The sequence below is a fragment of the Pseudomonas sp. DSV-1 genome (assembly GCF_035830915.1).
Classification (GTDB): Bacteria; Pseudomonadota; Gammaproteobacteria; order Pseudomonadales; family Pseudomonadaceae; genus Aquipseudomonas.
This window is the reverse complement of sequence record NZ_JAYMYG010000001.1, coordinates 1173525-1194237: the sequence shown is the minus strand read 5'-3', so window position 1 is coordinate 1194237 and position 20713 is coordinate 1173525. Positions and strand designations below refer to the sequence as shown.

At 57.7% G+C, this 20713-nt stretch carries 19 protein-coding genes and 2 tRNA genes; 7 read left to right on the top strand and 14 right to left on the bottom strand.

What is annotated here, in order from left to right:
* Positions 1-179 precede the first annotated feature (179 nt).
* Positions 180-256 (bottom strand) — tRNA-Asp (locus VSQ83_RS05695).
* 19 nt (positions 257-275) lie between these two features.
* Positions 276-351: transfer RNA gene (locus VSQ83_RS05690), tRNA-Val, on the bottom strand.
* Positions 352-511: 160 nt separating this feature from the next.
* Between VSQ83_RS05690 and rdgC the strand changes: the two genes are divergently transcribed.
* The 3 genes from rdgC (at position 512) to sugE (ending at position 2978) form a co-directional block, all read left to right on the top strand.
* Positions 512-1432, top strand: a complete 921-nt coding sequence (gene rdgC / locus VSQ83_RS05685; RefSeq protein ID WP_095037579.1) for a recombination-associated protein RdgC — start codon at positions 512-514, stop codon at positions 1430-1432.
* A gap of 147 nt (positions 1433-1579) precedes the next feature.
* Entirely contained in the window at positions 1580-2545 is a 966-nt protein-coding gene (locus tag VSQ83_RS05680; RefSeq protein WP_133075722.1) for a bile acid:sodium symporter family protein, read from the top strand.
* A gap of 118 nt (positions 2546-2663) precedes the next feature.
* Entirely contained in the window at positions 2664-2978 is a 315-nt protein-coding gene (sugE, locus tag VSQ83_RS05675) for a quaternary ammonium compound efflux SMR transporter SugE (RefSeq protein ID WP_133075723.1), read from the top strand.
* 108 nt (positions 2979-3086) lie between these two features.
* Here the strand turns inward: sugE and VSQ83_RS05670 are convergent, their stop codons facing one another.
* Both VSQ83_RS05670 and VSQ83_RS05665 read right to left on the bottom strand, forming a co-directional pair.
* Positions 3087-4961, bottom strand: a complete 1875-nt coding sequence (locus tag VSQ83_RS05670; RefSeq protein ID WP_326425641.1) for an MFS transporter — start codon at positions 4959-4961, stop codon at positions 3087-3089.
* A 135-nt stretch (positions 4962-5096) separates the two neighbouring features.
* Positions 5097-6248, bottom strand: coding sequence for a TDT family transporter (locus VSQ83_RS05665; protein WP_326425639.1), 1152 nt, complete (start codon positions 6246-6248; stop codon positions 5097-5099).
* Positions 6249-6488: 240 nt separating this feature from the next.
* On the opposite strand from VSQ83_RS05665, the gene VSQ83_RS05660 reads away from it, so the two are divergent.
* A complete protein-coding gene (locus tag VSQ83_RS05660) occupies positions 6489-9959 on the top strand; it encodes a hybrid sensor histidine kinase/response regulator (protein ID WP_326425637.1) in 3471 nt (1156 codons plus the stop codon).
* Positions 9960-9976: 17 nt separating this feature from the next.
* Here the strand turns inward: VSQ83_RS05660 and rmuC are convergent, their stop codons facing one another.
* Together rmuC and VSQ83_RS05650 are read right to left on the bottom strand one after the other, a co-directional pair.
* On the bottom strand, positions 9977-11341 hold the full coding sequence (gene rmuC / locus VSQ83_RS05655; RefSeq protein WP_326427686.1) for a DNA recombination protein RmuC: 1365 nt from the start codon (positions 11339-11341) through the stop codon (positions 9977-9979).
* 172 nt (positions 11342-11513) lie between these two features.
* Positions 11514-11837: a sel1 repeat family protein gene (locus VSQ83_RS05650; RefSeq protein ID WP_133075728.1), complete on the bottom strand. Its 324-nt coding sequence runs from the start codon at positions 11835-11837 to the stop codon at positions 11514-11516.
* A gap of 1000 nt (positions 11838-12837) precedes the next feature.
* Between VSQ83_RS05650 and VSQ83_RS05645 the strand changes: the two genes are divergently transcribed.
* From VSQ83_RS05645 to VSQ83_RS05635, 3 genes are all read left to right on the top strand, one after another.
* Complete coding sequence (locus tag VSQ83_RS05645; RefSeq protein ID WP_019407963.1) at positions 12838-13062, top strand: hypothetical protein; 225 nt, start codon at positions 12838-12840, stop codon at positions 13060-13062.
* 265 nt (positions 13063-13327) lie between these two features.
* Complete coding sequence (locus VSQ83_RS05640) at positions 13328-13807, top strand: hypothetical protein (protein WP_133075729.1); 480 nt, start codon at positions 13328-13330, stop codon at positions 13805-13807.
* 146 nt (positions 13808-13953) lie between these two features.
* Complete coding sequence (locus VSQ83_RS05635) at positions 13954-15255, top strand: OmpP1/FadL family transporter (protein WP_133075730.1); 1302 nt, start codon at positions 13954-13956, stop codon at positions 15253-15255.
* Positions 15256-15341: 86 nt separating this feature from the next.
* On the opposite strand, the gene VSQ83_RS05630 is transcribed toward VSQ83_RS05635, so the two are convergent.
* The 8 genes from VSQ83_RS05630 to cobU form a co-directional block, all read right to left on the bottom strand.
* Complete coding sequence (locus VSQ83_RS05630; protein ID WP_219260710.1) at positions 15342-15893, bottom strand: glutathione peroxidase; 552 nt, start codon at positions 15891-15893, stop codon at positions 15342-15344.
* A 54-nt stretch (positions 15894-15947) separates the two neighbouring features.
* Positions 15948-16070 carry a hypothetical protein gene (locus VSQ83_RS05625; protein WP_257622754.1) on the bottom strand — a complete coding sequence of 41 codons (123 nt, stop codon included), beginning with the start codon at positions 16068-16070 and terminating at the stop codon, positions 15948-15950.
* Complete coding sequence (locus tag VSQ83_RS05620; RefSeq protein ID WP_442800225.1) at positions 16067-17275, bottom strand: MFS transporter; 1209 nt, start codon at positions 17273-17275, stop codon at positions 16067-16069. Before VSQ83_RS05620 ends, VSQ83_RS05625 begins: the two co-directional genes overlap by 4 nt.
* A gap of 52 nt (positions 17276-17327) precedes the next feature.
* Complete coding sequence (locus tag VSQ83_RS05615; protein WP_133075733.1) at positions 17328-17741, bottom strand: MarR family winged helix-turn-helix transcriptional regulator; 414 nt, start codon at positions 17739-17741, stop codon at positions 17328-17330.
* 78 nt (positions 17742-17819) lie between these two features.
* The gene (locus VSQ83_RS05610; protein ID WP_133075734.1) at positions 17820-18557 is read right to left on the bottom strand and encodes an adenosylcobinamide-GDP ribazoletransferase; all 738 of its coding nucleotides are present in this window, start codon (positions 18555-18557) and stop codon (positions 17820-17822) included.
* Positions 18557-19135, bottom strand: a complete 579-nt coding sequence (cobC, locus tag VSQ83_RS05605) for an alpha-ribazole phosphatase family protein (RefSeq protein WP_219260712.1) — start codon at positions 19133-19135, stop codon at positions 18557-18559. Before cobC ends, VSQ83_RS05610 begins: the two co-directional genes overlap by 1 nt.
* Positions 19132-20187, bottom strand: a complete 1056-nt coding sequence (cobT, locus tag VSQ83_RS05600) for a nicotinate-nucleotide--dimethylbenzimidazole phosphoribosyltransferase (protein ID WP_326425632.1) — start codon at positions 20185-20187, stop codon at positions 19132-19134. The genes cobC and cobT overlap by 4 nt, the downstream gene beginning before the upstream one ends.
* Positions 20184-20705, bottom strand: a complete 522-nt coding sequence (gene cobU, locus VSQ83_RS05595) for a bifunctional adenosylcobinamide kinase/adenosylcobinamide-phosphate guanylyltransferase (RefSeq protein WP_326398336.1) — start codon at positions 20703-20705, stop codon at positions 20184-20186. Before cobU ends, cobT begins: the two co-directional genes overlap by 4 nt.
* Positions 20706-20713: the final 8 nt, after the last annotated feature.

Below are 20713 nucleotides of genomic sequence, written 5' to 3'. Positions count from 1 at the left end.
TTTTTGTGTAAGTGGTTGTTTTTATTCAAGTTTTTTTCAAAACCCGGTAAAAACTTCCGTTTCCAACGCCCTGCATCTTTGATTTTGCAGCGAACTGCAAAATCGAAGCCTTTCAGGAAAGCCTGCATTCAGCGAGCTTGCCCAACCACAAGCGTTCAAGGGGCTTGTGGTACAAAAAATGGCGCAGCGGACGGGACTCGAACCCGCGACCCCCGGCGTGACAGGCCGGTATTCTAACCGACTGAACTACCGCTGCGCGTAACACTGTGAGCGAATGGTGGGTGATGACGGGATCGAACCGCCGACCCTCTGCTTGTAAGGCAGATGCTCTCCCAGCTGAGCTAATCACCCTTTCACTCTCGGTGTGGCGCGCATTCTACGTAGCGACCTATAGTCTGGCAAGCACTTTTTAAAATAATTTTTCTAACGGTGACAAAGGCTTAGCGCAGGGTTGGCCTATTAAGGCTATCAAGCGAATAATGCGTCTTTGTATAAAGGAGTGATTCACCCCATGTGGTTCAAAAACCTGCTTATCTATCGCCTGACCCAAGATCTGCCTTTTGATGCGCAGGTGCTGGAAACTGCACTGGCCACCAAATTGGCCCGCCCGTGTTCAAGCCAGGAAGTAGCCACCTACGGTTTCGTTGCCCCGTTCGGCAAAGGCGAAGACGCGCCACTGGTTCACGTCAGCCAGGACTTCCTGCTGATCGCCGCCCGTAAAGAAGAACGTATCCTGCCAAGCAGCGTTGTACGTGATGCTTTGAAGGAGAAGGTCGAAGAGATCGAAGCCGAGCAAATGCGCAAGGTCTACAAGAAGGAGCGCGATCAGCTCAAGGATGAAATTATCCAGGCTTTTCTGCCGCGTGCCTTTATTCGCCGCTCGGCGACCTTTGCCGCCATCGCTCCCAAGCAGGGCCTGATCCTGGTCAATGCTTCAAGCCCAAAACGCGCCGAAGACCTGCTGTCTACCTTGCGTGAAGTGATCGGCTCGCTGCCCGTTCGCCCTCTCGCAGTCAAAATCGCACCTAGCGCCGTCATGACCGAATGGGTCAAGACCCAAAAAGCCGCCGACAACTTCTTCGTCCTCGACGAATGCGAGCTGCGCGATACCCATGAAGACGGCGGCATCATTCGCTGCAAGCGTCAGGACCTGACCAGCGACGAAATCCAGCTGCACTTGAGCACCGGTAAAGTGGTTACCCAACTGTCGCTGGCGTGGCAGGACAAACTGTCGTTCGTGCTGGACGACAAACTGGTGGTCAAACGCCTCAAGTTCGAAGACTTGCTGCAAGACCAGGCTGAACAGGACGGCGGTGACGACGACCTGGGCCAGCAGGACGCCAGCTTCACCCTGATGATGCTGACCTTCGGCGAGTTCTTGCCGCAGCTGTTCGAAGCATTGGGCGGCGAAGAGATTCCACAAGGGATCTAAAAACTAGCCACCCGTAGCAGTTGCCGAAGGCTGCGAAAAGGGCCGAAGGACCTTCGCTTTCTATAAATGGAAGCGGGGTGTCGCTTCGCAACCATCGCAGCCTGCGGCAGCGACTACAGGTTCAACACAACTATAAAAAGGACCACCATGCGCGCACTTGCTGCTTTAAGCCGCTTTGTCGGTAATACCTTTGCTTACTGGGTGCTGATTTTCGCCGTGCTGGCGTTTCTTGAACCTGCCTGGTTTGTCGGCCTTAAAGGCTACATCGTGCCCCTGTTGGGTGTCGTGATGTTCGGTATGGGGCTGACACTCAAACTCGAAGACTTCGCCGAAGTCGCCCGCCATCCGTGGCGCGTGGCACTGGGCGTGGTCGCTCATTTCGTGATCATGCCCGGCGTGGCGTGGTTGCTCTGCCAAGTGTTCCACTTGCCACCCGAAATCGCCGTTGGCGTGATTCTGGTCGGCTGCTGCCCAAGCGGCACATCGTCCAACGTCATGACCTGGCTGGCACGCGGCGATCTTGCACTGTCTGTTGCGATTGCCGCCGTGACCACCCTCCTCGCACCATTGCTGACCCCGGCGCTCATCTGGTTGCTGGCTTCCGCCTGGTTGCCGGTTTCATTTATGGAGTTGTTCTGGTCGATCCTGCAAGTTGTGCTGTTACCCATCGTGCTGGGGGTACTGGCCCAACGCCTGCTCGGTGCACGGGTGCGCTTTGCCGTCGACGTACTGCCCCTGGTCTCGGTGGTCAGCATCGTGATCATCGTCGCCGCCGTTGTAGCGGCCAGTCAGGCTCAGATCGCCAAGTCAGGATTGCTGATCATGGCCGTGGTCATGCTGCATAACAGCTTCGGCTATTTGCTCGGCTACTTTACCGGTCGTCTGTTCAAGCTGCCGCTGGCCCAGCGTAAATCCCTGGCCCTGGAAGTCGGTATGCAGAATTCCGGGCTGGGCGCGGCACTGGCCAGCGCACACTTCTCACCGCTGGCGGCCGTACCCAGCGCGCTGTTCAGTGTATGGCACAACATTTCGGGGGCGTTGCTGTCGACGTATTTCCGTCGCATGAGCGAGAAAGAAGATCGCCTGGCAGCAGCCAAGGCTGCAACTGAGTGAAATTTCGGGGTTGCCTGACGGAATAATCATGTGCAATATACTGCGCACTGCGAGGACGACCTCGCGACTCATCGAGTGATTATTCTGGGGACGACCCCGTCAGTTGATGGAGATAACCATGTCCTGGATCATTCTGTTTTTCGCCGGCCTGTTTGAAGTTGGCTGGGCCGTCGGCCTGAAATACACCGAAGGCTTTACCCGCCCGCTACCTACAACCCTGACCGTCGGCGCCATGATTATCAGCCTTGGCTTGCTGGGCCTGGCCATGAAAGAACTGCCACTGGGCACTGCCTACGCAATCTGGACGGGTGTCGGCGCAGTCGGTACGGTCATCGCAGGAATCATCCTGTTTGGTGAATCGATGGCGCTGTTCCGACTGGCCAGTGTTGCACTGATCATTGCTGGCCTGGTAGGTCTAAAAATCAGCGCATAACACAATAAACGGTGGGAGCGGACTTGCTCGCGATGGCGATCGACGCGGTTTTAATGAAGAACCGCAGCGCCTGCATCGCGAGCAAGCCCGCTCCCACATTTGCGTTCCCTATTTGACCGCCCCGCGCAACGCCATCACCCGTTCACGCAACAGTTTTTGCGTGGCGTCACCAGGCGCTATCGGTGTACCGGCAACCAGCGTTACCCGCGACCACAGTCGATGGAAAAAACCCTTGTTCGGGTCGCGACTGAAAAAGCTGCCCCACAAACCCTGCAACGCCATCGGAATTACCGGCACCGGCGTGCGCTCCAGAATGAGCCTCACTCCCGCCTTGAATTCATTGATCTGCCCATCCGTGGTGAGTTTGCCCTCCGGGAAGATGCACACCAGTTCGCCATCGTTCAGATACTGGGCAATCTTGTCGAACGCCTTCTCATAAATAGCTTCGTCTTCAGCACGCCCGGCAATGGGAATCGTGCCTGCAGTGCGGAAGATAAAGTTGAGCACCGGCAGATTGTAGATTTTGTAATACATCACAAAGCGAATTGGACGACGTACCGCCCCGCCTATCAGCAAGGCATCTACAAATGACACATGGTTGCAGACCAACAATGCCGCCCCCTCATCGGGGATCAGTTCCAGATGTTTGTGCTGCACGCGGTACATGGAATGGCTCAACAGCCAGATCATGAAACGCATGCTGAATTCAGGAACGATTTTGAAAATGTAAGTGTTGACCGCGATATTCATCAACGACACCACGAGAAACAACTCGGGAATCGTCAGCTTGGCCACACTGAGCAACAGGATGGTGACGAGCGCCGACACCACCATAAACAGCGCATTGAGAATGTTGTTGGCGGCAATGACCCGCGCCCGCTCACTTTCCGAGGTACGCGACTGAATCAGTGCGTACAGCGGCACTATATAGAAACCACCAAACACCCCCAGCCCGAGAATATCGAACAGCACCCACCAGGCCTGGCTGAACCCCAGCACCCCCAGCCAATCGTTGGCCTGAATGTTTTGCGGCATCTGCCCCGAATGCCACCACAGCAGCAGACCGAAGACTGTCAGGCCAAATGAGCCGAAGGGCACCAGACCAATCTCGACCTTGCGCCCCGACAGTTTCTCGCACAGCAGCGATCCCAGAGCGATGCCCACCGAGAATACCGTGAGGATCAACGTCACCACGGTCTCGTCGCCATACAGCCAGTCTTTGGCATAGGCCGGGATCTGCGTCAGGTAAATCGCACCGACAAACCAGAACCACGAGTTCCCCACTACAGAACGCGACACGGCTGGGGTCTGATTTAGCCCCATGCGCAACGTCGCCCATGATTCGCTGAAGATATTCCAGTTCAGCCGCAGTTGTGGTGTATCCGCCGGCACGGCCGGAATACCACGGCTGGCCACATAGCCCAGCACCGCCACGGCAATGATCACCCCTGAAACAACCACAGTGTAATTGCTCGACGACAGCATGATCCCGGCCCCTATGGTCCCCGCCAGAATCGACAGAAAAGTGCCCATCTCGACCAGGCCATTCCCCCCGACCAACTCTTCTTCACGCAGGGTTTGCGGCAGGATCGAATACTTCACCGGCCCGAACAGTGCCGAATGTGTGCCCATCGCAAACAGGGCAATCAGCATCAGGACCAGATGATCGAAGGCAAACCCTATGGCCGCGACGATCATGATCGCAATCTCACCCAACTTGATCAGACGAATCAGGCGGTCCTTGGGGTATTTTTCACCGAACTGGCCAGCCAACGCCGAGAACAGAAAAAACGGCACGATGAAGAGCAGCGCACAGAGGTTGACCCAAATTCCCCGATCACCCTCGATGTTCAACTTATAAAGGATGGCCAGAATCAGGGATTGCTTGAACAGGTTGTCATTGAGAGCGCCCAGGGACTGGGTCACGAAGAAAGGCAGGAAGCGGCGCTTGCTTAGCAAACTGAATTGCGAGGGGTGGCTCATCGTCCATGTACTCACGTTGCGCTGATAGGCTTTCTCTTTGGAGGGCCGTTGTAACACTCAGGACACAACCTTGCTCGGGTTCTGTTTGCGGCTACACCTTTTTCAGCGTTTCCCCACAGAACCCGAGCACAAGTCTCACTTCTTCAAGCCTGCAATACACGGCGACACAAATAGCTCACCACGATAAGCGCCTTGCACCGTGCGAGTCCCTACCAGCAGCCACATCAGCGCCAGCGCCACCACCAGCACACAACCGGCCACATCAAAGAAGGTCAGCTGCAACATGCTGCCCAGGCGCAAGGTGGCCAGCGAGTACACGCCCAGCGGGAAGGTAAAGCCCCACCACCCCAGATTGAACGGGATACCCGAGCGGAAGTAACGAATCGTGATCAGCGCCGCGATAACGATCCACCACAAGCCAACGCCCCACAAAATAACCCCGGAGATCAGCCCCAGACCTTCCGCAATTTCACCGATCCGCGCCAGGCCATGGGCGGCAAAAATCGCCGGAGCATCGGCCCCCAGCAGCAACAGGCCCAGGGCGCCCGTGCCAATGGGCCCCAAGGCCAGCCAGCTGGAAGCCGCCATGCTCTCGTGGGGCAACTTATGCAGCGCCATGCGCAGGATCAAAATGGTCAAAATACTGAACGCTACTGGTACCGAAAATGCCCACAGCACATAGCTGGTAATCAGCACATGGAACTGCGCGGCGGTATCCGTAAGATAGGGCGCCAACAGCCCGCCACTGGCCGCCGCGACCTCTGCTGCGACTACCGGCAACAGCCAGACAGCGGTCATCTGGTCGATGCTGTGATCCTGGCGGGTAAACATCAGATAAGGGATCAGCACGCCGCAGCCCAGCGCCATGGCCACATCAATCCACCACAGCACCTCGGCCACCTGCACCATCTCGCTGCCCCAGCGCGGCACGCCGAACACCAGAAAGCCGTTAATGATGGTCGCCAGGCCCATAGGGATGGTGCCGAAGAACATCGACACCGTGGAGTGCCCGAAAATACGTCGCGCCTCGTCGAAGTAAAGCATCCAGCGCGCGCCATACAGCACGCTGAACAGGATGAACAAACCGATATTGAACAGCCATAGCCCCTCGGCAAAGGCACGCAGGCCAGGGATATGAACCGGCAACTGGGCCAGGGCCAACGCCAACACCCCCGTACCCATGGTCGCGGCAAACCAGTTCGGAGTGAACTGGCGGATCACTTCGCGAGGGTGCTGCAAGTGGCTGAATGGCCGAAAACCGGCATTGGCTTTGTTAGGGCAAGTCATGGGTTCCTCCTGTTCCTCAAGTGAGGTAGGACTAGAGTAGAACCAAATCGAATATCTATATAACGGGTAATCTCTCTAACTGTTATCTGTTTTTCCTATATATAGCTTTTCTGCACCATCTCAACCTCTGCGACACCTGACCACGCTCAGACCATGGTCGACACTGACGCGCTCCGAACATCATGCGAGACTAGCTTCCCGCAGCCGGATTGCTCGGGTCTTACACGTTCAGGAGTGTTCATGTCGTTGTCCAGCGGGCTTATCGCCGCCGTCGCCCTCGCCTATATGGCCATCATGTTCGCCATTGCCTTTTATGGTGACCGGCGCAGCAAACCGCTGCCGCCGCGGGTTCGCGCGTGGGTGTATAGCCTGTCGCTGGCCGTGTACTGCACCAGTTGGACCTTCTTCGGCGCCGTTGGTCAGGCTGCCGAGCAGCTCTGGGCGTTCTTGCCGATTTACCTGGGACCTGTGCTGCTACTGGTATGCGCGCCCTGGGTACTGCAAAAGATGGTGATGATCAGCAAGCAGGAGAACATCACTTCCATTGCCGACTTTATCGCCGCCCGCTACGGCAAATCCCAGTCGCTGGCGATTGTGGTGGCACTGATCTGCCTGGTGGGAGTGCTGCCTTATATCGCCCTGCAACTCAAAGGTATTGTGCTCGGGGTTAACCTGCTGATCGGGGCTGGCGCCGACGCCACCGGCTCCCGGGTCGAGGACACGGCACTGATCGTGACGCTGGTGCTGGCGCTGTTCACTATCTTGTTTGGCACGCGCAACCTCGACGCCACAGAACACCACCGGGGCATGGTGCTGGCCATTGCCTTTGAGTCGCTGGTCAAACTGTTCGCCTTTCTCGCGGTAGGCGCCTTTGTGACTTATGGCCTGTATGACGGTTTCGACGACCTGTTCAACCAGGCCATGCTAGCGCCGCGACTTGAGCAGTACTGGAAGGAAACCATCAATTGGCCTTCGATGGTGGTCCAGACCGGCGTGGCCATGATGGCGATCATTTGCCTGCCCCGACAGTTCCACGTCACGGTGGTTGAAAACATCGAGCCCCAAGACCTGCAACTGGCCAAATGGGTGTTTCCGGCCTACCTGATTCTCGCGGGCCTGTTTGTGGTGCCGATTGCCCTGTCCGGGCAAATGTTGCTGCCCAGCTCAGTATTGCCCGACTCGTTCGTGATCAGCCTGCCGCTGGCCCAGGCTCACCCGGCACTGGCATTGCTGGCATTTATTGGGGGGGCATCGGCTGCTACCGGCATGGTGATCGTTGCCAGTGTCGCGCTGTCGACCATGGTCTCCAACGACATGCTCCTGCCGTGGCTACTGCGACACAAAAACGCCGAGCGCCCGTTCGAAGTGTTCCGCCACTGGATGCTCTCGGTCCGGCGCGTATCGATTGTGGTGATTTTACTGCTGGCCTATGTCAGCTACCGCTTGCTGGGTTCGACCGCCAGCCTTGCCACCATTGGCCAGATCGCTTTCGCTGCCGTCACTCAACTGGCCCCGGCCATGCTCGGCGCCCTGTACTGGAAGCAAGCCAACCGCCGGGGGGTTTTTGCCGGACTGGCCACAGGCACCTTTATCTGGTTTTACACCCTGGTACTGCCGATCATCGCCCACAGCTTTGGCTGGCATCTGAGCCACTTCCCGGGGCTGGCGTGGCTGCACAGCAACCCGCTGGGCCTGTCCATCACCCCGCTGACCCAAGGCGTGGTGCTGTCGTTGGCCGGCAACTTCACCCTGTTCGCCTGGGTCTCGGTGCTGTCGCGCACCCGGGTGTCAGAGCACTGGCAGGCCGGGCGTTTTATCGGCCAGGAGTTGAGCAGCCACCCCAGTGGCCGCTCCATGCTCTCGGTACAGGTCAACGACCTGCTCGCCCTCGCGGCACGTTTTGTCGGCGAAGAACGCGCCCACCAGAGCTTTATTCGCTTCGCGTACCGTCAGGGCAAGGGCTTCAACCCCAACCAGAACGCCAACGGCGAGTGGATCGCCCACACAGAACGGCTTCTGGCCGGGGTACTTGGCGCGTCATCTACTCGCGCGGTCGTAAAAGCGGCCATTGAAGGCCGGGAAATGCAACTGGAGGACGTGGTACGCATTGCCGATGAAGCTTCGGAAGTGCTGCAGTTCAACCGCGCGCTGCTTCAGGGCGCGATTGAAAACATTACTCAGGGCATCAGCGTAGTCGACCAGTCACTCAAACTGGTGGCCTGGAATCGCCGCTATCTTGAGCTGTTCGACTACCCCGACGGGTTAATCAGCGTAGGCCGCCCGATTGCAGACATCATTCGTCACAATGCAGAACGGGGCCTGTGCGGCCCCGGCGAAGCTGAAGTTCATGTGGCCCGTCGCCTGCACTGGATGCGTCAGGGTCGGGCGCACACGTCTGAACGCCTGTTTCCCAATGGCCGTGTGATTGAACTGATCGGCAACCCCATGCCGGGCGGCGGTTTCGTGATGAGTTTTACCGACATCACCGCGTTCCGCGAAGCCGAACAGGCCTTGACCGAGGCCAATGAGGGCCTGGAGCAAAGGGTGGCCGAGCGAACATTTGAACTGTCGCAGTTGAATCAGGCGCTGACCGAAGCCAAAGGCGTGGCCGAAACTGCCAGCCAGTCCAAAACCCGGTTCCTGGCTGCCGTCAGCCATGACCTGATGCAGCCGATGAACGCCGCACGACTGTTCTCGGCCGCCCTCTCTCATCAGGAAGATGGCTTGAGCGCGGATGCCCAGAAGCTGGTGCAGCATCTGGACAGTTCATTGCGCTCCGCAGAAGACCTGATCAGCGACCTGCTGGACATTTCGCGCCTGGAAAACGGCAAGATCACCCCCGACATCAAGCCTTTCGCCATTAACGATCTGTTTGAAACCCTGGGCAATGAGTTCACCGCCCAGGCACAGGAACAGGGCTTGAACTTCAGAGTTCGCGGCAGCCGTGTACGGATCAACAGCGACATCAAGTTACTGCGCCGCATCTTGCAGAACTTCCTGACAAACGCCTTTCGCTACGCCAAAGGCCCTGTGTTGCTGGGAGTACGGCGACGCGGCGGCGAACTGTGCCTTGAGGTGTGGGACCGAGGACCGGGCATCCCGGCAGACAAACTGCAGGTCATTTTTGAAGAGTTCAAACGCCTCGACAGCCACCAGACCCGTGCCGAAAAAGGCCTGGGCCTGGGCCTGGCGATTGCCGACGGCTTGTGCCAGGTGCTCGGCCACACCCTGCAAGTGCGCTCATGGCCCGGTTTTGGCAGCGTGTTCAGCGTCCGCGTGCCGATGGCAAAGAGCCAGGCCTCACCGCAGCCCGTCGTCGTCGAGCAGAATGGCCAACCTCTGACAGGCGCCCAGGTGCTGTGTATCGATAATGAAGACAGCATCCTGATCGGCATGCAGAGCCTGCTTACTCGATGGGGCTGCCGTGTCTGGACCGCACGCAACCGCGAAGAGTGCGCGGCACTGCTTAACGAGGGCGTGCGCCCGCAACTGGTATTGGTTGACTACCACCTGGATGACGGCGAGGTCGGTACAGAACTGATGGGCTGGCTGCGGGCACAATTGGGCGAACCAGTGCCCGGCGTGGTGATCAGTGCCGATGGCCGCCCTGAGATGATTGCCGAGGTGCATGCCGCAGGCCTTGAATACCTGCCCAAGCCGGTAAAGCCTGCGGTTCTGAGAGCATTGCTGAGCAGGCATGTGCCGCTTTGACAGAAAGGGCGCTTGCCTTACTCCGCAGGATGCGCCACGCCATCAGCGTCGGTCATGGCTCGCTCCAGCAAGTCGGCAGGCAAGCTTTTACTGGCCCGAGCGCCCAGCAACCTGAGCTGCTCACTGCGGCTGACCAGATTGCCTCGCCCTTCAGTCAGCTTGTTTCGTGCTGAACTGTAGGCTTTGTCCAACTGCTGAAGGCGATTGCCTACCTCATCCAGATCCTGAATAAACAATACGAATTTGTCGTACAGCCAACCGGCGCGCTCGGCAATTTCACGGGCATTCTGGCCTTGACGCTCCTGCTTCCAGAGGCTGTCGATCACTCGCAAGGTGGCAAGCAGCGTGGTGGGGCTGACGATCACGATATGACGATCAAAAGCTTCCTGGAACAGGTTCGGCTCGGCTTGCAACGCCGCCGAAAATGCCGCCTCGATCGGTACGAACAACAAGACGAAATCCAGACTGTGGAGCCCTTCCAGACGCTTGTAGTCTTTGCCGGCCAGGCCCTTTACATGATTGCGCAGCGACAGCACGTGCTGCTTGAGTGCCGCCTGCCCAATCACGTCGTCATCTGCGGCTACATATTGTTGATACGCCGTCAGGCTAACCTTGGAATCGACTACAACCTGCTTGTCACCCGGCAACATGATCAGCACATCTGGTTGGAAACGCTCGCCGTCGGGGCCCTTGAGGCTCACCTGGGTCTGATATTCACGGCCTTTCTCAAGCCCTGCGTGCTCCAGCACCCGCTCCAGAATCAACTCACCCCAGTTGCCCTGGGTTTTCTGGCCTTTCAGGGCGCGAGTCAGGTTGGTCGCCTCATCACTCAATCGCAGATTCAGTTGCTGCAAGCGCTCCAGCTCTTTGCCGAGGGAGAAACGCTCTCGCGACTCCTGCTGATAACTCTCTTCAACGCGCTTTTCAAACGACTGGATGCGCTCTTTCAGCGGATCGAGCAGTTGTCCAAGGCGTTCATTACTCGTCTCCGCAAAACGCTGCTCGCGCTCATCGAAGATCTTGCCCGCCAGCTCGGCAAATTGAGCCCGCAGCTCATCACGTGAACCCTGCAGGTCATTGAGTCGCTGCTGATGGCTGTCTTGCTGCTCGCGCAACTCGGCAGCCAGCGCAGACGCATGGGCATCCAGGCGACGCAGCTCGACTTCTTTTTGATTGCGCTCCAGGTTCCAGGCGTGGGCTGCATCGCGCCCGTTATCGCGCTCAACCTGCAACAACTCGACCTCTCGACGCAGCGCGGCCAGCTCTGCCTGCTTGGCTGCATTGGCATGCCCAAGATCACTGACCTCATCGCGACAGGCATCCAGTTGGGCACTCAGGCCTTCCTGGGCCAACTGAGCCGTACTCAAGCGCTCACCGATCAACGCAAGCTCAGCATGATGACCGCTGGCACGGCGTTGCAACTGCCAGACAAGCGCCAGCAATGGCACACCTGCTACTGCCAAGCCAAGCAACAGACTGCTCAGATCCAGGGCCATAACCCCTCCACGCGAGGTAAAAGATCAAGGGTACTCAACAGACGGCACCGAAGACAGTTCAGTCTTCGGTCTTGTTCAGTTCCTGCTGTGCCAGACGATCACCAGCACGGGCGGCCTGACGCAAGAGTTCATGGCCGATACGCTGATCACGGGCGCTGCCGCATTCACGGCACATCAATTGCCCCAATCGGCTCTGGGCCAGCACGACACCCTGGCGCGCGGGCTGTTTGAGCAAATGTCCGGCAACGTGCTGGATGCTGGGGTTGGCACCCAGACGCGGGTTATCCAGCAACCAGATAGCCACCCGCAAAGAAAAGCGCTTGGGGGCATCATTGGAGGTATTTGAGCGAGTAACAGAGGAAGTAGCTGTGCGGAACTTCATACGACACTGTGGGCAGAACAGAAGGCGCGCCACTCTACTCCTTTTTTTCTTTGGGTAAAGTCGAAAAAAGTCTACACCCTTGATCTAGAGCAAGCGCTCGGGACAATCCACAGATCCTGTGGATAAGTCAGTGGACAACCCAAGTTTAACCCCCGCAAAGGCCCACCCTACGGGGCCTCGGGTCAAACTGTCGATTTTTTCACCAATTAAAAAAAACGATGTTTTTCATTGACTTAAATTTACCAGACAGGCTAGGAGGACGAACACACGGGTATCTGCGCTGATTTTGCCCGCAGCACTGCAAATGTGCACAAGTTCACATTCAGAGCAGGAATTCGGGCCTTTAAAGAGCACAACCTGTCGGCCAGCGCACCGCGACAGAGCGATGTTGTGCAGATATTTGGGCAACAATCCAAGCTTTACGCCCCCAGGAAAACTCCCAAAAATGTACTATTACCAAACAAAAACGCTACCTGATCACGCTGCGGCCAGATGATTTATCCCATCTTGAACCAAGGCTACAGAAAGTATTTTTTCTAGCACACTTGCGTTTAACATTTCAAGCCGTTAGTATCCGCAGCGTTAGTACCAAGCTGAAAGTCAATTCGGGCCGAACAAATCCTCCCAGCCACCTTGCGTAAAGCAAAGCAGCGCTGACAAAACGGGACCGACCCCCTAGATGGTTTCCAGGTAAAACTTGCGACGATACGGCCTTTGCACAAACGCACAGGGTATCGCGAAGTTCTTTTACTCTGACCGAACCAACCTGCAAATTGATCAGGATCTTCACCTGGAGCACGGAACCTTAGCTCCAGTTGTGATTGCCTGCCCTCCTAAGTACCTACCTGCCAGCCCAAGCGCCACATAATTAATGCGCTCCAACTGGCGGCTTTGTTCCAGTCAGGTTCTTCGTCCAGCCAAAGAATGGCTCGACGTCACTGGAACGTTTTAACGCAGCACGGATCTGAATCCGTGTCATTTGTAGGAACACCTAATAACTATGTCTACTCAAATCCATACTCAGGATGCCATTCGCACCCTAACCAACGCCTTTGCTCCAATGAACTGCCTGATTATGGCCGCTCGCAAAGGATGCTTCAGCTTCACCCTGGTCAACGAACACGGCATCGCGCGTCACAGCGAGCGCCTGTACCCTGACCAATACTCCAGCGCAGAACCCCTGCAAGCTGTGATCGAGCGTACTCGTCAGGCCCTTATCGCCTGAAAGCTTGAGCGTTACACAACAAGCCCTGCCTGATCCGCAGGGCTTTTTGTTGCCTCCTATTTAAGAAACATTCGGCATCGCTTAAGTCCTTGCGGATATATAGCCAACGGCCCGAAGCTTTAAATGTTTTAAAAACAGGCCGTTACAGCAAAGATATGACACTACACTTCAACTTGAGCGGTACGTTCCGCTTCCAGCGAACCCTTTCGATTCACAGCTGCCAAGCCATGGGGTATCGCTGGTCATTTCGGGCCTCGAGGACTTTATGGGTATCGCCGCCAGGGAGTTGAGCCGTTACGTAATTCGACCAACGCTTCTGTATCTGGGGCAGGACAACCCGGATGCAGAAGCTTTGTTGCTGGGTATTGCAGCGAGCCAGTCAAATTTAGGCTCGGCCCTGCATGATCGTCATGGTCACGGGCTCTACTGCATACGCGAACCTCGCCATACCGCCCTGTGGGATCAGTACCTGGCCCACGACCCGGACCTGGCGAGCCTGGTACGTGGACTGGCCAGTCAGCATGCGTTCCTGTGCAGCCCTCACCTGGAGCTCACGGTTAATTTGCGGTACGCCACAGCCATTGCCTGGCTGCTGATCGAACAGCAAAAAATAGCCATCCCCTCAGCAGATGACCTGCTGGGCATGGCAAGAATTTGGCGCCAAGCCTTTGAGCCACATGGACGTTTGCGAGATTTCGCCCATGCTTGGCGCACCTGCGTTACACCTCTCAACCAAGTGGCTTGAGATTTCCATCACTTGCAATAATCTGCAAAAAGCCTGAAACCGGTCGGATTGTCCTACAAAACATCGCTATCTTCTGCGATTTAGCCTATAGCGCTTCCACAAAAATGTTGGTAGTTTTCGTCCGGTGATCATAAGGAGTTCTAATAATGAAAAAAGTAATGCTCAAGACCACACTTGGCCTCGCTGTCACTTTGGCTTCCAGCCAGATTTTCGCTAGTGGCTTCGCACTTAACGAACAAAGCGTAAGCGGTATGGGGACCGGTTTCGCAGGTCGTTCATCTTCTGCCGACGATGCAAGTACCGTTTTTGGTAACCCTGCCGGTATGTCCCGCCTGAGCGGCCAGCAAGTGACTGGCGGTATCGCCGTGATCGACGCTTCGACCGACATCAAGGATGCCCGAGGCAGTATCTCCGGCACCAATAAAGGCGACATGGTTCCGTTCACTGCGGTGCCTATGGGCTTTTACACTAACAAGCTCAACGACGAGTGGGCTGTAGGCTTCGGTGTTTATGCACCTTTCGGTCTCGTAACAGACTATGAAAGCAGCTTCCAGGGCCGCGGCTTTGGCAGCAAAAGCGAAGTTAAGGTTGTTACCCTGCAACCAACCGTGAGCTATGCCTTCAATGATCGCGTGTCGATTGGTTTCGGTCCGACCATCAACCGCATCGCCGGTACGCTTGAGTCCGAAGTCAGACTGACCCCCAACCCACTGGCCGGGGCAGGCGACAGCAATGTAAAAATCAAGGGTGACGATACCGCGCTAGGTTTCAACGCCGGCATCCTGGTACAAGCCACTGATACCACGCGCGTTGGTTTGACTTATCATTCCAAGGTCAAATACAAACTCGAAGGCCACACTAACGTCACAGCCAGCAGCGACCCGTTCACTGCCGCCCGCCTGAAAAGCAACCGCTATGACGCCACACTGAAAATCGACACCCCTGAATCCTGGGATCTGTCGGTTACTCAAGAGATCAATGATGCGTGGAAGGTCTATGCAGGTAGTACATGGACTCGCTGGAGCCGCCTGAAAGACATCACCGTCCAGAACGAGGGCGTTACTGCTGCAGCCGGTGGTGGTGCAGCCCCAGCTCTTTTCTCCACGATTAAAGAAGAGCAAAACTGGCACGATACTTGGGCATACGCCATCGGTACCTCGTACCAGCTGAACAAGCAGTGGGTACTGCGTACTGGCCTGACCTGGGATCAGTCGCCTACCAACAATGAAAATCGCTCGCCTCGTATCCCTACCGGCGACCGTACGATTTTCAGCCTGGGCGCCGGCTATGCCGTCAATGACAACCTGAGCATTGACGTGGCTTACTCCTACCTCAAGGAAGAGTCGGTCAAGGTGGATGATGCCAAACCTCAGATCGGTAGCTACTACAGCTCCAAATATGAAAACAGCGCAAACGGCTTTGCAGTAGGCGCAACCTACAAGTTCTGATTCACTGCGAGGCCAACCGCCTCGCCCGCTGAATCAAAAAAATCCCCGCTCTCGTTACCGAGGCGGGGATTTTTAATGGGTGCGTTTCAGGGCTTTGAAGCAATCGCCTTATCGATCGCCTCTATCAATTCAGGGCTATCGGGCTTGGTCAGGCTGGAGAAGCTGGCAATCACATTGCCCTGACGATCAACCACGTATTTATAGAAGTTCCATTTTGGCGCGCTGCTCTGTTCTGCCAGCACCTTGAACAAGTGCGTCGCATCAGGCCCACGCACATGCTGCGGATCGATCATGGTGAAAGTCACACCGTAATTGACGTAACACACCTTGGCCGTCTCTTCGCCATCTTTGGATTCCTGCTTGAAGTCATCCGACGGCACACCAATCAACTCCAGCCCCTGGCCCTTGTAGCGCTGGTTCAGCGCCTCAAGCCCCTTGAACTGTGGCGCAAAGCCGCAAAAGCTCGCCGTATTGACGATCAACAGTGGTTTACCGGCAAAGCGCTGGCACAGATCAATCGATTCCTTGGCCCGCAATTTAGGCAGCGTGCCTTCCAGCAAGGGTGGACAGTCCGCCGCCCAAACCGTACCGGCGCAGGCTAACAGCAGTACAGGCATCGCAATCCAGCGCTTAAGCATCATCGGTGTCCTTGAAAAAGAGGGAGGCTCAGAACTTACTCACCCGAGACCACACTAGCAAGCGCCCATGCCCAACTGCATTAACGCCAATCCGCCTTGATGCCAGCCCCACCAGATCAGGGCCAGCAACAACACTCCAGTACTGGCTGCGCCGAGCCATATCCAGGTCGAATTCACCCCATACTCCCCTGCGCCTGCAAACGGGCCACCGGGCGCTCGCGCACCGGCCAGTTCAACGCCGCCGCCAACATACTTAACAAGATCGAGACCTGCCAGATCAGATCGTAACTACCTGTCTGATCATAGACCACACCTCCCATCCAGCCGCCCAGGAATGCTCCGAGCTGATGGAACAGAAATACGATCCCGCCCAGCATCGACAAGTTACGCACACCAAACATGGTTGCCACCGTGCCATTGGTCAGCGGCACGGTCGACAGCCACAAAAAGCCCATGACCATGCCAAACAGATACGCACTGAACTGCGTCACTGGCGCCCACAGGAACAACCCGATCACTACCGCCCGGGCCAGGTACAAAGCCGTCAACAAACGGGGCTTGGACATGCGCCCGCCGAGCCAACCGGCGGTGTAGGTACCAAAAATATTGAACAGGCCAATCAGCGCCAGCACCGTCGTACCCACTGTCGCGGGGAGATGCTGATCCACCAGATATGCCGGCAAGTGGATGCCAATGAAGACCACCTGAAAGCCGCAGACAAAAAACCCGAACGCCAATAGCCAGAAGCCCGAGTGCGAACACGCCTCACGCAATGCGTCCTTGAGAGTTTGCTCCCCACCCAGATTGGGTAGCGGCCGATCCTTGAGCATGCTGACCAACGGCACAATCAGCGCCACCAGCACACCCAAGACCAACAGCGCGGTCGACCAGCCGAGCCAGCCAATCAGCCCCAAAGTGCCTGGCAACATCGCGAACTGACCAAAAGACCCCGCCGCACTGGCAATCCCCATGCCCATGCTGCGTTTTTCTGCGGGCAAGGCGCGCCCGACGACACCCAGGATTACCGAGAACGAAGTACCGGACAGACCGATCCCGATCAGCAGCCCCGCGCTCAACGACAGTGACAGCGGCGAATCCGACAGCCCCATCAGCAGCAGCCCCACCGCATACAACACACCCCCGACGATCACCACCCTGGCCGCGCCAAAGCGGTCTGCCAGTGCCCCGGTAAAAGGCTGAGCCAGGCCCCAGATCAGGTTCTGCAAGGCAATGGCAAAGGCAAACACCTCACGCCCCCAGCCAAATTGCGCGCTCATGGGAGGCAGAAACAGCCCGAACCCATGCCTTACGCCCAAAGACAGGGCCAGGATAAGCGCACTGCCAAGAAGGACCCATCCACTGTTGCGCCACACCGATGTCATTGTTGTTCTCCGGGAGCGGGTATATACCCATTTATAATCGAGCGACTGAACTCTAGTCAGTGCCTGCCAACTCATCCAATAGCTGTAACAGTTGTGCGCGCTTGGCTTCACCCAAACGATCCATCAAGCGCTGCTGAGCGTCCTCCCAGGCAGGCAAGGCAGCCTTCAGACACTCGTCCCCTGCCGGAGTCAGACAGACCAGACGATTACGCTGATCAGCCCCCTCCATCAGTTTCAACAGACCCGCGCCCTCAAGCACCCGCACGTTACGCCCCAACGTACTGCGATCCAGCCCCATGGCTTCTGCCAGGCTGGAAATGCTGGGTTGATCGAGCCGCTTGAGATTACACAGCAAAGAATACTGGGCGACGTTGATCCCGAAGCCGTCGAGAGCGCCGTCGTAATGCCTGCTCACGCCACGCGCAGCACGTCGCAGATTGGTGCATAAACACTGAGTTGGTAACATTTTGTATGTATATACCCGCAATAAAACAGAATCAAGATTTATCTCGGAGCGATCAACCTTGGTGAAACTGGCAACTGGTCAAGCAACGATCAACGCCAGCCCCACCAGCACCAGCACTTCCAGCAACTCCAGCAGCGCACCGGCGGTATCGCCCGTAGTGCCCCCCAGACGGCGCATCACCACCCGGCGCAGCCATACAAACCCCGCTGTTGCCAGCACCAGGGCCCATAACCCGGCATACCCGGCCAACACCACACACCCCAGGGCACTGAGCCCCAACACCCACCATCCCGCCCTGCGTGGCAAATGATCGGCCAGCGCCTGACCCAATCCACCGGCCCGTACGTACGGGGTCGTCAGGAATACGGCCAGCAAAGCGCTGCGCCCGATCAACGGCGCGACCAGAAGCACCGCGCTGTTTTGCTGCTCAATCAGTGCGAGCAGCGCGCAGAACTTGAGCAACAGCACCAATACCAGCGTCACCACCGCGATCGGTCCGCTGCGGGGGTCTTTCATGATGGTCAGGGTGCGCTCGCGGTCGCCAAAGCCCCCCAGCCAGGCATCTGCACTGTCAGCCAGGCCATCCAGATGCAGCCCGCCACTGAGCAACACCCATACCGTCAGCAGCAACGCCGCGTGCAACATCAGCGGTGCACCGGCCAGCAGCGCACTCAGGCCCCACAACAGCCCGCCAAACAGCAAACCCACCAGCGGATAAAACAGCAGGGAACGCCCCAGTTCCTGAGGCTGCGGCATACCCGGCAATCGAATCGGCAAGCTGCTTAAAAACTGCAATGCAATCCAGAAAGGCAGCATCACCTGTTGGCCTCGGTGAGCTGCCCATCGGCGTCGACCTGCAGCCCGAACAGTGCGCCGTGGATCACCGGCACTTGCAGCAACTGCTCGCGAGGCAAGCCACGGGCCTGAGCCAGCAGCAGTTTCATCACCCCGCCATGGCATACCACCAGCACCCGCTGCCCTGCGAAGTCCTGCTGCAAACGGCTGACGGCTGACAGCACCCGCGCCGAGAACTCAAGCACTGGCTCACCGTCGGGAGGGGTAAAGGCGTAGGGGTCGGCCCAGAACAAGCCCAAGGCCTGCTCATCAACCTCCATCAGCGCTGCCGCGCTCTGCCCTTCCCACGCACCAAAATGAAGTTCCTGCAGATCCTTGTCCATAGACACCGGAAGATCGAGCTGCTCACTCAGTTCTCGGGCAAACAATGCGCAACGTTGCAACGGTGAGCTGACGATGCGATCCCACGGCCCCTGGCCTTTCACGGCATCACGCATTTGCGCCCAGCCCAGCGCCGTCAAGGCATCGTCGATGCTGCCGCGCAAACCGCCACCCAGCTCAGTCTCGCCGTGACGCAGCAAATCGAGCTGCACGGTCATGCCGGACGATCTGCCACGGCGGCTTCGGCAAAGGTCGCCATCTGCCCGTGCAGATCACACGCCAGACGCATCAACGGCACCGCCAACGCAGCACCGCTGCCCTCGCCCAGACGCAGGCCCAGGTCCAGCAACGGCTCGGCCTGCAAGCTTTCCAACACATGGCGATGACCCTGCTCAGCTCCGCGATGACTGAAGATCAGCCACGCGCGGCAGTCAGGATTCATACGCACCGCGACCATGGCCGCCACCGTGCAGATAAAGCCATCCACCACCGCCACCACGCCTTCCTGTGCGCAGGCCACATAGGCGCCGACCAAGGCGGCAATTTCAAAGCCACCCAGGCGAAACAGTGTCTGCAATGGATCGTCGAGGTGACCGGCATGCAACGCCAGTGCACGGTCAATCACCCCCGCCTTGTGGCTGACACCGGCTGCATCCAGACCAGTGCCTGGCCCGGTCAATTGCGAGGCAAGGCAATCCAGCAGCGCACTGGCCACGGCACTGGCAGACGCCGTGTTGCCAATGCCCATTTCACCGCCGATAAACACCTCGCTGCCCGCCGCCTGCGCCCGCAACACGCTGTCGCGCCCGGCCTGCAGGGCTTTCAGACCCTGAGCGTCGGACATCGCAGGGCCCGTCGCAAAATTGGCTGTACCCGCACCCAACTGCAAGTGCCGTACCCCCGCCAGATCCAGCATCGGCGTCACCGTGCCCAGGTCCACCACATCCAGCTGCGCGCCCAATTGGCGGGCCAACACGCTGATTGCCGCCCCCCCACTGACAAAGTTGTGCAGCATTTGCCCGGTGACCGCTTGCGGATAGGCCGACACACCTTCGGCGACCACACCGTGATCACCTGCAAAAATCCCGATCCACAACTGATCGACACGGGGTTTGAGCCGCCCTTGCAAACCGGCCAGTTGCACCGCCAGGGCCTCAAGCTGGCCCAGGGAGCCTGCGGGTTTGGTCAGTTGCTGCTGACGCTCGGCCGCGGCCGCTTGCATGTCACGGTCAACGGGCTTGCAGGGGTTCAGCCACCAAGGGGTGCTCATAGTGCAGTTCCTTTCAACGTCAGGGGCAGGCCCGCCACTGTCAGCACGACTCGCTGACAGCGCTCGGCCAGGGCTTGATGCAACCAACCGGCTTCATCGACATAGCGGCGAGTCAATTCGCCCAGCGGCACGACACCCATTCCGGTTTCGTTGCTGACAAACACAATTTCGCCCGGCAAATCAGCCAGGCATTCCAGCAGCGCATCGCGCTCGGTATTCAGGCGCTGCAGATCTTCAAGCATCAGCAGGTTGGTCAGCCACAGGGTCAGGCAGTCCACCAACAGACAAGTATCGGCGCGAGCGTTTTCACGCAGCACGCGGGCCAGTTCAATCGGCTCTTCGATAAGCGCCCAATGTTCTGGACGGCGTTCGCGATGATGGCGCACGCGCTCGTTCATCTCACTGTCCAGCGGCTGACTGGTGGCTATGTAGGTGACGGCACAGCCGGACTCGGCCGCCAGCTTTTCAGCCAGACGACTTTTACCCGAGCGGGCACCGCCCAGAATCAGTTGCAGCATGGTGTTAA